This window comes from Enhygromyxa salina (genome assembly GCF_002994615.1).
Classification (GTDB): Bacteria; Myxococcota_A; Polyangia; order Nannocystales; family Nannocystaceae; genus Plesiocystis; species Plesiocystis salina_A.
Map to the genome: position 1 here is coordinate 12,157 of NZ_PVNK01000203.1, position 12,181 is coordinate 24,337.

Below are 12,181 nucleotides of genomic sequence, written 5' to 3' on the forward strand. Positions count from 1 at the left end.
CGCGAGCCCATCGGAGGGATTGCGCTGGGGGGCGAGAAATTCAGCGCCGCCCGTGGGCGCGCTCGCAGGCGCGAAAGCTGGCCTCGGCCTCGGCCGGATCTTCGCCGAGGTCGCGGATCCGCTGGCCGACGCCGAGGCAGGAGATGTTCGCGAGCCACAGTCGCGTCGTGAGCCTGTCGATGTCGTGGCTGAGCTCGGCCAGGCGCCAGATCCTGAGCTCCGCGTCGACCGAGGCCGAGACCGCCAGGCCCCGGGCTGGATCGACGGCGAGATCGACGACCGCGCCCGCGTGGCCCGACAGCACGATCGCGCGGCCGCCCTGATCGAGGGCCCACAGGCGCAAGGTGTTGTCGTCGGCGTGGGTCAAGACGCGCTCGTCGCCGACGAAGCGCGCGCCCCAGACCGTGCCCGCGTGGCCCGAGAGGGTGTGCAGCAAGGTGCCGTCGCCCGCGTCCCAGACCCTCGCGGTGCCGTCGGCCGAGGCCGTGACCACGCGCCGCCCCGCCGGATCGAAAGCGACGCTCTGGACCCGCATGCCGTGGCCGCGCAAGACGATCGCGTGGCTGGGGTCGAGGTCGGGCCACAGCCGCGCGTCGTGATCGTCCGAGGCCGTCGCCCAGACCCCCGCGCGGCTGCGGGTCAGGTCCCGAATCGGGCCCCGGTGGCCGTCGAGGACCGCGATCGCGGCGCCATCTTCGGCTCGCCAGATCCGCAAGCTGCCGTCGAAGGAGCTCGTGGCGAGGTGTCCGTTGGCCGGACTCTCGACGATCTGCGTGACGATGCCCGTGTGTCCGAGCAACGCGACGCTGCGCTCGAGCCTGGGGGTCCAGATCCGCGCGCTGTGGTCCGAGGAGGCCGAGAGCAGGGCGCCGTCGGCCGTGAAGCGCAGGGCCCGGATCGCGTCGGTGTGGAGGGGGGAGTCGTGGCGCTCGCCGCTGGTCGGATCCCAGACCACGATGTCGCCGTTGTTGGCCCCCGCGGCGACCCGCTCGCCGCGAGGCTCAAACACCGCGACGTTCCAGGCTCCGTCGCGGTCGAGGCGGGCCAGCTCGACGCCCGAGTCCGAGGCCCAGACCCGCACGCTGCCGTCGGCGCCCGCGCTGAGCACTCGCTCGGCCGCGGGCCCGAGCTCGACGCTGTGGAGGTTGGCGCGGTGACCCTGCAAGGGCAGATCGAGGCGCGGGCGGGCGAGATCCCAGATCCGCAGCTCGCCGTCGTAGGACCCGGTAGCGAGCCAGCGGCCGCCGGGGTCGAGCTCGAGCGGCATCAGGGCCTCTTTGTGGCCGCGCAGCTCGACGACGGGGCCGCGACCGTCGACCCGCAAGACCCGGGCGACGGCGTCGAAGCAGCTCGTGATCAGGCGCTGGCCCTGGGGGTCGAAGCGCAGGCCCCAGACCTGCGCGGGGTGGCGGACGAGCGAGGTCTTGGCGCTCGGATCGTCGAGCGACGCGACCTGCACGCTGCCGTCGACCGCCGCCGTGGCGAGCTTCGTGCCGTGGATCGCGAGGGCCGAGATCGCGGCCTCGTGGGCCGTGAACACCCCGAGGGCCTCGGCCTTCGCTGCGCCCGCTTCGAGAGCCCAGGCCCGCCCGGTCCCGTCGTCGGCCGCCGTCACGACGCGGCCGTCGGCGACGAAGCGCGCGTGGTAGATCGGCCGGGTGTGGCCGCTCGCGCTGGCCAGCTGCTCACCCGAATCGAGCGCCCAGATCCTGGCCTCGGCGTCGCTCGAGGCGCTGACGAGGCGCCGCCCCGCGGCGTCGAAATCGAGCGCATGCACGGCGCGCGCGTGGCCGGCGAGGCGGCGAGAGACCCCGGACTCGAGCTCGGTCAGCCGCAGCTCGCCGGACTTGCTCGCCGACGCCAGGGTCCGACCATCGGGGCTCAGGCCGAGGGCCGTCACCGGGGCCTCGTGCTCGACCACGAGCTCCGGCGCCCCGTCTTGGCTTGGCCACGCGCGAACGCTCCTGTCGGCCGAGCCCGTGAACAGGCGCCCGCCCTCGGGGCTGCGCGCGAGCGAGGTGACCGCGCCCTCGTGGCGGTAGAGCAGGCGCCCCTGGCCGCTGTCGAGCTCCCAGCGCCAGACCTCGCCGTCGATCGAGGCCGAGTAGAGCGCGTCCTCGTCGGGCGCGAAGACCAGGCCCACGACGACGTCGCGGTGGCCATCGAACACGGCGTGGCTGAGCGGTCGACCGAGGCTGAGGTTGGCGGCCGAGAGCCAGGTCTCGCTCGCCCGGCTCGACGGGCTGACCTCGCGCAGGAGCACCGCGGCCATCGCCGGATCGACGTGGTCGACCTCGCCGAATTCGGGCTGGTAGCTGCGGTAGACGCTGAGCTTGGTCGCGTCTCGGGCTCGGCGGGCGTCGTCGTTGGCCTGCGCGAGGCCCCGCTCGCGCTCGATCTGCAGGAGGTCCTCGGTCAGCGCGTTCCAGTAGCGCTGGCGGACGTTCGCGCGCAGCTCCTTCGTGGCCCAGACCGCGAGCGCGGTGATGATCAGCAGCGCCCCGGAGCCGAGGCCGAGGGCCCGAAGGCGGCGGCGGCGACGAACCCGGGGGTCGTCGGCCAAGGCCGCGAGCAGGGCGGCCATGCTCGGCCAGCGCGCGCCGGGCTCTCGGGCCAGGCCGCGCTCGAGCACGGCGCGCAGCCAGGTCGGGACCGCCCGGCTCGCGCTGAGCTCCGGGTCATCGATGACGCCGGCGGTGACCGAGATGCCGATCTCGGCGACGGTCTTGCCCACGAAGGGCCGGCAACCGTAGAGGCCCTCCCACAGGGCGACACAGAAGCTGAACTGATCCGTGCGCTCGTCGGTCGGGGCCCCGCTGAATTGCTCGGGCGCCATGTAGGCGGGCGTGCCCAGGAGCGCGCCCGTTCGGGTCAGGGGCGTGTCGAGCGGGCTGCGCTCGGGTCGGGGCGCGGACGGCTCGGAGGGAGCTGACTGGCTGAGCTCGCCCGCCTGGGCGTAGGCGAGGCCGAAGTCGGCGACTCGAACCCGGCCGTCGTCGCCGACGAGCACGTTGTCCGGCTTGAAGTCGCGGTGGACGATGCCGGCCTCGTGGGCCGCGGCCAGGCCGGCGCCCGCGGGCAGGTAGGCGGCCAGGACCTCGGACCAGCTGCGCGGCTCGGCCTCCAGCCAGGCTCGCATGTCGCGGCCGGCGACGTACTCCATCGAGACGAACACCTCATCCTCGACGCTGCCGACCTCGTAGACCGTGACGACGTTGGGGTGCGAGAGCCTGGCCATCGCCTGGGCCTCGCGCTGGAGCCGGGACTGGGCCTCGGCGCTCGACCTCGACCCGCGCAGGAGCTTGACGGCGACGCGACGATCGAGCTGGTCGTCGTAGGCCAGGTACACGATGCCCATGCCCCCGGCCCCGAGCTCGCGCAACACGAGGTAGCGATCGAGGCGTGTCGGCGTCGCAGGTTTGCCGAACAGCGCCGCGCGCATGAGCTGCTTTTGGCGCCGGGTCTCGAAGCCCGGGCGAGCGCCGAGCGCCTGCTTGGCGGCGTCGATGGCCGGCGAGCGGGGCGGCAGTTCGTCCGCGTTCACTTCGGGCGCGTTCACTTCGGGCGCGTCCGCTTCGGGCGCGTTCGGCTCGGGCGCTTCGGACATGTCGGCCGATGTCCGCGGAGCTCAGCCCTCGAGCTGAGCGCGGAGCCCTCGAGCCCAGTCGTCGAGGCCCGTGAGGGTCTTTGTCAGGACCTCGGGCGACTCCGCCGAGTTGCCGAGCTCGACCTCGAGCAGCTGCCGCGCCCGTCGGAGTCGAGTCTTGGCCGTACCGAGCGGGAGCCCGAGGGCCTCGGCGCAGGCCTTGGCGGTCATGTCTTCCCAGTAGTGCAGCTCGAGGATGACCTGGTAGTCGAGCGGGATCCGGCGCAGCGCGGTGAGCAGGAGCTGCTCTTCTTGGCGGGCCGCGACGATCGAGCTCGCCTTGGGGTTGAGGTCGACGAGCGAGAAGGTGGCGAAGTCGAGCCGAGCCTGGTCGTAGGCGCGCTCGCGATAGAAGCGGTAGAGCTGGCGATACGCGATGCCGAACAGGAACGAGCGGAAGCTGGCCTGCTCGCGCAGTCGGGGCAGGGACTCGACGCAGGCGAGGAAGGTCCGCTGACACAGCTCGGACCACTCGTCGCCGGACTTGTTGCGGAAGAAGCGAGAGACCGCCTCGTAGTGGCGCTCGAACAGCTCCTCGCCCGCGACCTGGTCGCCCTTGGACCACGCGACGAGCAGCTCTGCGTCGGATGCCATCGCGGGCGAGTGTAGCGCCTTGTCGTGGGGAGTGCGCCGGAGGTCCGAGCGTCCGCCGAAGGCGACAAGGAGGCTGACTGCGCAACGTCCGCGGCCGAACCACTTTGTCGCCCTCGCGCATGCCTGTTTCGGGACCCGTGACCGAGCGCGCAGACGAAGACTTGATCGAAGATCTCCGCGCTGCCTGATGGTCTCGCGCAAGCGCGCCCGAGCGCAGCCCGATCTCGACGGCGTCGCCTTCGCTCATCGCGAGTCGTCGGGCGCGGCCGCAGCCGAGGCCTTGCGGGCGCGGCTGTCTCGCGGAGGGGTCGGTGACGATCGGTGACGGTCGGTGACGCGGCGGTTGCTCTGTCGTACCTGACGGTCCGCCCCGATCCTGCGCATGGTCGGACCTCCTCCGATCATGACCAGCAAAGCCCCAGTCTCCCCGCGCGATCCAGTCTCCATCGTCTCCACGCCCGTCGACCACGTGGCTCGGATCAACGAGGTGGTGAAGCTCCTCGTCGCGGGCCTGCGCGATGCCTATGGGCTCAACGAGCTCGAGCAGTCCCTCGCCCAGGCGGTCTTGTTTGGGTCGACCAGCCGCGCGATCGCGGGGCAGCTCGGCGTCGATGAGGGGGCCGCGCTCGGGGCGATTCAGAAGCTCCTGGCCCGGACCAACACCGACGGGCGCGGGGGGCTGATGCGACTGGCCCTGCGCCTCGCGGGCGAGCGCGAGCGCGCGGACGTCCCGATCGCGAGCGCGTCGGGGCTCGCGCCGTCGCGCTCGAGCTGCGGGCGCGACCCGAAGGTGACGCGGGTGACCGCGACGCGCTCGCGCTACGCCGGGGCGTGGCCAGTCGCGCCGGCCCGCATCTCGTGAAGTCGTCGACGGCCGGCATGGACAGACTCAGCGCTCGTACATGTCGGTACGTAGTTGGGCACGTCGAGTCGGGATCCGGAGCAGGCGCATGGGATTGTTCCGCTCGTCATGAATCCGGCGCAGCTCGGCGATGGCCGGCAACAGGACGACGCAGACACAGGCGACAGAAGCAACGATGGTGATGAGCATGATGGCGGTTCCTTGCTGCGCCACGGGGTGTGGCAGGCGCCGACTATTCGCTGAAATCTCCGCGGTGCAAGCCATCGTGCATGTGAGTCGAGCTGGCCACTCTCATCGCCACGCGGAGGGCGTGGAGGGTGGTCATCGGGGGCGGTCGCGTTTGGCCATCTCGGCTCGTGGTCACGGTAGCGCACAACCCTGGCCTGCGCGCCGCGCCGTGGCGCTCAGACGTCGAGGTCCGTGCTCGTGAAGACCTCGTGGACCTCGAGCACGTTGGGGCCCGCGAACATCTCCTTGGGCGGGCGGTCGCGGTGGGCCTCGCGGAAGGACTCGCTCTTGGTCCAGGCGACGAAGTCGTCGAAGCTCCGCCACCAGGTCTTGACCTCGTAGTAGCCCTGCTTGTCTGGATCCGGCGACCAGGCGCCGGTCTCGCGGTCCATCTTCATCGGCCGGGGACGATGGACCTCGTTGCGGATGAAGCCGGGGTGCTGATCGACGAGGTGGACCCGCTCGCGGAAGCGGTCCTCGAAGTCGATCTCGTGCCCCTCGGCGACGGGAATCCGGTTGGTCACGACGATCATGTCCCCGAGTCTATACGCTCCGCGAGGGCCCGGGTCTACGGCGGCTACAGGCTCTGCGGAGCTCTCGTCGAACCCATCGAGTCGGGGCGAAGGATCGCGCGGCGGCGACCGCGAGGTTCATGCACGGATGCGTGGCGCGCGGCCGGAGCCGGGCGAGAGCGGGCTTCGTGCGTGGGCTATGCTCGGCCGCCATGCCGTCCCCGTCAGACGACGCGACGCTGGACGCGACGCAGCTCGCTCCGGGCCAGGCCAAGCGGGTCCCCGTCGAGCTCGGGCGCGGCGAGCAGCTCGGGCGCTACCTGATCGTCGATGAGCTCGGCGCTGGCGGCATGGGCAAGGTCTACGCGGCCTACGATCCGGAGCTCGATCGCAAGCTCGCGATCAAGCTGCTGCATCAGGCCCCGGGGACCGAGGTCAGCGACGCGTCGCTCGCGAGCAGCTCGAGGTTGCAGCGCGAGGCCCAGGCGATGGCCAAGCTCTCCCACCGAAACGTCGTCGCGGTCTACGACGTCGGGATCCACCGTGGCAGCGTGTTCGTGGCCATGGAGTTCGTCGACGGCGGGACCCTCGACGGCTGGCTGCGCGAGGGCCCCCACCCCTGGCGTGAGGTGCTCGATCGCTTCATCGCCGCCGGGCGCGGGCTCGCGGCGGCCCACGCCGCGGGCCTGATCCACCGCGACTTCAAGCCCGCGAATGTCCTGCTCGGAGCTGACGGGCGGGTCCAGGTCGCCGACTTTGGCCTCGCGCGCCGAGCCGGGGACACGCCCGCGCGCCCGCGCGCGATCTCGGCGCTCTCCGAGGACACGCTCGGGGACTCGCTGTCCGCCCCCCTGACCCAAACCGGGGCCCTGGTCGGTACGCCGGCCTACATGGCGCCCGAGCAGTTCTTCGGCGCCGACGTCGACGCGCGCTCGGATCAGTTCAGCTTCTGCGTCGCGCTGTGGGAGGCGCTCTACGGCCAGCGGCCCTTCGCTGGCGACACCGCGGCCGCGATCTTGTTTGCGCTCGAGCAGGGCAAGCTCCGCGAGCCGCCAGCGAGCGCGACAGTCCCGAGCCGGCTGCGTCGGGTGGTCGAGCGTGGACTCGCAAAAGATCCGGCGGCGCGGTGGCCCGACATGCCCGACCTGCTCGAGGCCCTCGTCACGGACCCGGCCGCGAGGCGCCGCCGCGTCGCGGGCGTCGTCCTCGGCGTGGCGGGGCTCGCCGCGATCGCGATCGTCCCGCAGCTGCGCGCCGAGCCCGAGCCCAAGCCCGAGCCCGAGCCGCCGCCCGCCCAGTGCACCGGCGCCGAGCAGGCCCTCGGCCAGGCCTGGAGCTCGGCCCAGCAGGCGGCCGTCCACGCCCGCTACGCGAAGCTCGACGGGGCGTGGGTCGCCGAACACGAGGCCCGCCTGAGCGCGCAGCTCGACGGCTGGGCGCGCGCGTGGACCGGTGCGTGGACCGAGACCTGCGCGGCGACGCGAATCCGCGGCGAGCAGTCCGAGGACATGCTCGACCAGCGCATGCTGTGCCTCGAGCGTCGCCGCGCGCGCTTCGAGACCTTCGTCGACGAGCTCGCCAACGCCGACGACGATCAGCTCCGTCGGGCCTCGGCCAAGGTCGACGACATCGGCGACATCGACGACTGCAGCGACCCGGAGATCATGCACGCCCGGGTCCCGCCGCCCGCCGATCCTGCCCGCCGGGCCGAGTTCGAGCGCTTGCTCGGCGAGCTCGACGCGGTCTTGGCCCAGCGGACGATCGGGCGCTACGCCGAGGCCAAGGCCCGGCTCGAGCCCGCCTACGAGGCTGCGCTCGCGACCGAACACCCGACGCTGATCGCGGAGGCCCGCTACGTCCGCGGTGACCTCCTGAGCCAGCTCCGCGAAGACGGGGCCGAGGGCGAGATCGAGCTCGCCTACGAGGGCGCGCTCGCGGCCGGGCTGTTTCTCCTCGCGGGCAAGTCCGCCGAGGATCTGGCCTCGCTGATCGGGGTTCATGACAGCCGCCATCCCGAGGCCGAGCGCTGGCTCCGGGTCGCCGAGGCGCTCGCGGACTACGTCGACAACGACTCGTTCAGGATCCTGCTCCACGAGGCGCGCGGCCGGCTCGAGCGGGGCCGCGGGAACTACGAGCTTGCGATCGTGAGCTACGAGCGCGCCGTCGCGATGGCCCTGGAGCTCTACGGCCCTGACGCGCAGCGCACTGGTGACGCCTACTTCAACCTCTCGACGGCTCAATTTGACGAGGGGCACATCCGGCAGGCGATGGCCGGGGTCGAGCGGGCGCAGACGATCTGGGCCGGAACCCTGGGCCCGGACGACCTCCGTTCGCTCGTCGCGCTCAACGCCCGGGCGGTGTTGGCCTGGCAGATGGGCGACGCGGCGACCGCAGACGAGCTGTTCGCCGAGCTGCTCGAGCGACGCACGCGTCTGTTCGGGCCCGAGCACATCACCGTCGCCGCCGCGATGTTCAACTACGGCGCGCTGCTCAGCGAAATCGGAGATCCGGGCGGCGTCGAGATGCTCGAGCGCGCGTTGACGGTCTACGAGCGCGAGTACGGCGACGACAACATGGCCACCGCGCAGTGCAAGGCCAACCTCTCGATCGCCGTGGCCCGGTCTGGCGACGGCGCCCGGGGCCTGAAGCTGCTCGACGAGGCGCGGGCGGTCATGCGCACGCATCGGCAAGACACCCAGGTCGATCTGGTCAAGATCATCACCTTGGGCGTGGAGATCCATCGTCGGATGGGCAATTGGAAGGTGGCGTTCGCCGAGGGGGAGCGCGCGCGGGCGCGGCTCGAGGCCGCGGGCGAGGGCGAGAGCGCGATGATGGCCAACCTCCTGGTCGAGCTTGGCCAGATCGAGCTCGGTCGCGGCCACCCGCTCGAGGCCCTCGCGCAGGTCGAGGCCGCAGACGCGATCGTGCTCGAGGAGCCCGCGAGCTCGCGCGTGATCGCTGAGCGCCGGCTGGTCGTGGCCAAGGCCCTGCGTGCGCTCGGGCGTGATGACGAGGCCCGACAGGAGGTCGGCCTGGCCCGGGCCGCCTACCTCGAGAACAGCGAAGCGCACCCCGGAGATTGGCTCTGGGACGAGCTCGACGAGTAGGGCCTGGCCAGGGATCACGGCCTCCAGCGTGGGCCCGGTCTACGACGTCGGCGAGCACGACGGCCGCCTGTATTTGGTACCGTGCGGTGATGACAGACACCACCTGGGTACGTCTGCAAGCCAGCACTCGCTGTCTGGCCTGCACCGAGGTCACGGCCGTCAACGCGGCCGTCGACGGCCTGGCCTGTGTCGGGTGCGGAGCGGAGTTCGCGATCCCCGAGCAGCTGTGGGACAGCGCGCTCGCGGAGGCCCGCGAGATCGCCGAGCAGCTCGACAACAACGCGACCACGAGCCGCAGCTTCGACGCCCAGGGGATGACCTTGAACCTGGCGATCGCGGCCGTCGACGCGACCTGTCCCCACTGTCGCCAGCCATGGAACGCGCTGCCCGAGCGCGCATGCCCGGCCTGCGCCACCGCGGTCTCGGTCCGTGCGTTCGCGGCCGGGACCTTGGTCGGCGAGGACGTCCACATGCTCGCCCGTGAGCGCCGCGAGCTCGCGCCGCAGACGCTGTCGTGCAGCGGCTGTGGGGCGCCGCTGACCGCCGAGGGCGACACGCGCAAGCTCGAGTGTGGCGCGTGCGGCCGCGAGACCGTGGTCCCCGACGAGGTCTGGCGCCGTCTCCATGCCCCCCGCGCCGTCGCCAGCTGGTATCTGTACGGCGGCGCCAGCCGGGCCCCGGGGCTGCGCGGCCGGCTCCACGCCTTCGATCTCGCTGCGGGCGCGGGCGTCGTCTACGCGGTCGGCTCCCACGGCGACACGCCCTTCGCCCTGCTCGCCCTCGACACCGACCCGCTCGGCATCCGCTGGATGGTGGACCTCGAGTCGATCGGCAAAGCTAGGCTCATGAGCCTGTGCGCGTGGGCCGACGAGCTGTTCGGCTACTGCGAGGGGCTCCGGACGATCGAGGTGTTCGATGCCCAAACTGGCGCGCACCTGCGGACCACGACGGCGCCCCAGCCCGTCATCAACGTGGCCCCCGACCCCGACGGGACCCTCGTGTGCCAGACCATGAGCGGCGGCCGCATCCGGATCGACGCCGAGGGTCGCGAACAGCCGTTGTGGCCCAAGCGAGGCCTGTTCGCCGGGCTGTTCGGGGCCCGCCGGCTGGCCGAGGAGGCCGGCGGCCGCCTCGGCGTGGGCCTCGACGGCGAGCTCAGGATCGTGCTCGGGGACAAGGTCGGACGCGTCGCTCGCAGCGGTGAGATCCGCTGGTCGGTCCCCGCTCCGAGCGTCAACGTCTCGATCGTCACTCCCGTGGCGAGCCCCGACGGCACGACCTGGGCCGTGTTTCGCACGGTCGGCGGGACGATGAGCGTCGAGCAGATGCTCGCGTTCACCGAGGCCATGGTCAGCGGCGAGGAGCAGAGCAGCTCGGTCCTGGTCCGCGTTGGCGGTGATGGCGAGGGCATGGCCGCCGTGCGGCCCTCGGACCAGGAGGAGTACACCTCGCTCGCGGTCACGGCCGAGGGCGAGGTCTGGCTCGCGACGGGCGACGGCCAGCTCATGCGCCTCGATCGCGACGGCCAGCTGCTCTGGCGTCAAGCCCCACTCGAAGACATGTAGGCTCGGAGTGATGCGATGTGCGCTGCTCGCGCATTGTGAGAAGGTCGAGGTCGACACCGCGGCGCTGGCCAAGGAGGTGGCTGATTCGCGTGCGGGGCTCCGGCGCGCGCCAAGGTCGGGCGGCCGCGAAGGGTTTGGATTGCGGGCGATGGCGCAGGTAGCATGACCTGTGCGGGTGGTTCGAAGGTCGAGCGTGGCTGGCCTCATCGGCTTGACGCTGGCTTGCGGTTGCGGGCGGCAGCCGGATCCTGCCGTGAAGGGGGGCCCCGACCCGGCCGCGGCGTCGTCGAGCGAGCGCGCGCCCAGGTCCGCGCAGGAGGCCACAGGCCCGACCCCCAACGCGTTCTTCACCCGCGGCGAGCTGACCTTCGTCGTGGGCACGGCGGGCGACGAGCTCGCCGATCGCGGCGTTGTGGCCCAGGCCGAGTTCATCCGCGCGCTCTTGTTCTCGACCTCGAAGCTCGTGACCGACGCGTCGATCGACGTCGGCAAGGGTCCGAGGGTGTGGCCAAAAAACCCCGTGGTCTACGGCGGCCCCCAGGTCAACACGATGCTCGCGGAGCTGGCCCCGACCCTGCCCTTCGAGCTCTCGTCGGACGCGCTGACGATCGGCGGCGAGACCTTCAGCGGGCCGGGCTACCGAGTGATCGCCGTGGTCCCGGGTCGCGCCCCGGACGAGCGCGGGCCGGGCTATCCGGAGTTCCTGCTCTACGCGGGCACCGGGACTCCGGGCGTCGCAGAGATCAACGAGGTGTCCCACGGCGCCGAGCCGATCTTGATCGCCGATCAGTTCGGGCGCCTGGTGACCGGGCGCTGGGTACGTGGTCCAGGCGCCGAGCTCGAGGCCGCGCTGGCGAGCGAGCGAGCGCCGCGGCCGGCCTGGCGCGGGCTGACGCGCACGCTCGAGAAGGGCGGCGCGCGGCTGCGGGTTCACTTCCTCGCCGAGGGCCCCGCCGACGCCGACGAGCAGCAGCTCGTCGAGGCCTGCGTTCGCGGGGTCAAGACGGTGATCGACAAGCTCGGCGTGTCCGATCCGGTGCAGCTGTCGATCTATGTCTACCCCGACGCCGAGACCAAGCGGCGCCTGACGGGCGACGGGGGCCACGGCAACGCGGTCGTGTCGTCGGGCTCGGTCCACGTGATCCGCCTCGATCCCGCGGTCGGTGGCGAGCTCGAGTCGCTGCTCGCCCACGAGGCCACCCACGTCCTCGCCTACGAGGCGTGGGGGCCCCCGGGCAGCGCGTTGTTTGGCGAGGGGCTCGCGGTCTGGGTCAGCGGCCAGTACGGCGGGCGCAGGCTCGGGGCCTGGAAGTCGCAGATCACCGAGCACGCCCCGATCGCGACCCTGCTCGGCCCGGCGTTCACCAAGCTCCCGGAGCAGACTTCGTATCCGATCGCGGGCTTGATCGTGAAGACGGCGGTCGCCGAGCTCGGTCGCGACGCCGTCCGTGATCACTTGCTCGGCGCCAGCGCCGAGTCGTGGGCGGCCGCGTGTGAGCAGGCCGGAACCACGCCGGATGAGCTCGAGCAAGCGCTCTCAAATGCGCTCGCCAATTGATTGGGCGTGAGCTCGGGGTAGGCGCGGGTCAGGCTCGAAGGGGGCGGCGGCTGCAGCTGCAGTCCTTCGGCCGGCTCGCGCATGGCCGCGGGCGAACGCCTGGACCTCG

9 protein-coding genes are annotated in these 12,181 nt (G+C 72.0%); 5 read left to right on the forward strand and 4 right to left on the reverse strand.

The features are described 5' to 3' along the window. Positions 1-40: 40 nt before the first annotated feature. Together ENSA5_RS23485 and ENSA5_RS23490 are read right to left on the reverse strand one after the other, a co-directional pair. Positions 41-3,607 (reverse strand): WD40 repeat domain-containing serine/threonine protein kinase, encoded by a 3,567-nt coding sequence (locus tag ENSA5_RS23485; RefSeq protein WP_106393927.1) that lies wholly within the window; start codon positions 3,605-3,607, stop codon positions 41-43. 21 nt (positions 3,608-3,628) lie between these two features. Further along, complete coding sequence (locus ENSA5_RS23490; RefSeq protein WP_106393928.1) at positions 3,629-4,240, reverse strand: RNA polymerase sigma factor; 612 nt, start codon at positions 4,238-4,240, stop codon at positions 3,629-3,631. A gap of 187 nt (positions 4,241-4,427) precedes the next feature. Between ENSA5_RS23490 and ENSA5_RS38120 the strand changes: the two genes are divergently transcribed. Both ENSA5_RS38120 and ENSA5_RS23495 read left to right on the forward strand, forming a co-directional pair. Then, complete coding sequence (locus tag ENSA5_RS38120; protein WP_181198062.1) at positions 4,428-4,565, forward strand: hypothetical protein; 138 nt, start codon at positions 4,428-4,430, stop codon at positions 4,563-4,565. Between the two features lie 78 nt (positions 4,566-4,643). Continuing rightward, positions 4,644-5,102, forward strand: a complete 459-nt coding sequence (locus ENSA5_RS23495) for a hypothetical protein (protein WP_146156028.1) — start codon at positions 4,644-4,646, stop codon at positions 5,100-5,102. A gap of 27 nt (positions 5,103-5,129) precedes the next feature. On the opposite strand, the gene ENSA5_RS38125 is transcribed toward ENSA5_RS23495, so the two are convergent. Further along, positions 5,130-5,291, reverse strand: a complete 162-nt coding sequence (locus tag ENSA5_RS38125) for a hypothetical protein (RefSeq protein ID WP_181198063.1) — start codon at positions 5,289-5,291, stop codon at positions 5,130-5,132. Positions 5,292-5,506: 215 nt separating this feature from the next. After that, positions 5,507-5,863 carry an antibiotic biosynthesis monooxygenase family protein gene (locus tag ENSA5_RS23505; protein ID WP_106393931.1) on the reverse strand — a complete coding sequence of 119 codons (357 nt, stop codon included), beginning with the start codon at positions 5,861-5,863 and terminating at the stop codon, positions 5,507-5,509. A gap of 191 nt (positions 5,864-6,054) precedes the next feature. On the opposite strand from ENSA5_RS23505, the gene ENSA5_RS23510 reads away from it, so the two are divergent. From ENSA5_RS23510 to ENSA5_RS23520, 3 genes are all read left to right on the forward strand, one after another. Further along, on the forward strand, positions 6,055-8,949 hold the full coding sequence (locus ENSA5_RS23510; RefSeq protein WP_181198064.1) for a serine/threonine-protein kinase: 2,895 nt from the start codon (positions 6,055-6,057) through the stop codon (positions 8,947-8,949). An 89-nt stretch (positions 8,950-9,038) separates the two neighbouring features. Next, the gene (locus ENSA5_RS23515; protein WP_106393933.1) at positions 9,039-10,514 is read left to right on the forward strand and encodes a hypothetical protein; all 1,476 of its coding nucleotides are present in this window, start codon (positions 9,039-9,041) and stop codon (positions 10,512-10,514) included. Between the two features lie 253 nt (positions 10,515-10,767). Continuing rightward, the gene (locus tag ENSA5_RS23520; RefSeq protein WP_106393934.1) at positions 10,768-12,072 is read left to right on the forward strand and encodes a DUF2268 domain-containing putative Zn-dependent protease; all 1,305 of its coding nucleotides are present in this window, start codon (positions 10,768-10,770) and stop codon (positions 12,070-12,072) included. The last annotated feature ends 109 nt before the right edge of the window (positions 12,073-12,181 follow it).

Bases quoted from the DNA above. Each gene is read 5' to 3' on its own strand.
- ENSA5_RS23495 (WP_146156028.1), top strand. From the start codon at position 4,644: ATGACCAGCAAAGCCCCAGTCTCCCCGCGCGATCCAGTCTCCATCGTC.
- ENSA5_RS23505 (WP_106393931.1), bottom strand. From the start codon at position 5,863: ATGATCGTCGTGACCAACCGGATTCCCGTCGCCGAGGGGCACGAGATC.
- ENSA5_RS23490 (WP_106393928.1), bottom strand. From the start codon at position 4,240: ATGGCATCCGACGCAGAGCTGCTCGTCGCGTGGTCCAAGGGCGACCAG.
- ENSA5_RS23515 (WP_106393933.1), top strand. From the start codon at position 9,039: ATGACAGACACCACCTGGGTACGTCTGCAAGCCAGCACTCGCTGTCTG.
- ENSA5_RS38120 (WP_181198062.1), top strand. From the start codon at position 4,428: ATGGTCTCGCGCAAGCGCGCCCGAGCGCAGCCCGATCTCGACGGCGTC.
- ENSA5_RS23510 (WP_181198064.1), top strand. From the start codon at position 6,055: ATGCCGTCCCCGTCAGACGACGCGACGCTGGACGCGACGCAGCTCGCT.
- ENSA5_RS23485 (WP_106393927.1), bottom strand. From the start codon at position 3,607: ATGTCCGAAGCGCCCGAGCCGAACGCGCCCGAAGCGGACGCGCCCGAA.
- ENSA5_RS38125 (WP_181198063.1), bottom strand. From the start codon at position 5,291: ATGCTCATCACCATCGTTGCTTCTGTCGCCTGTGTCTGCGTCGTCCTG.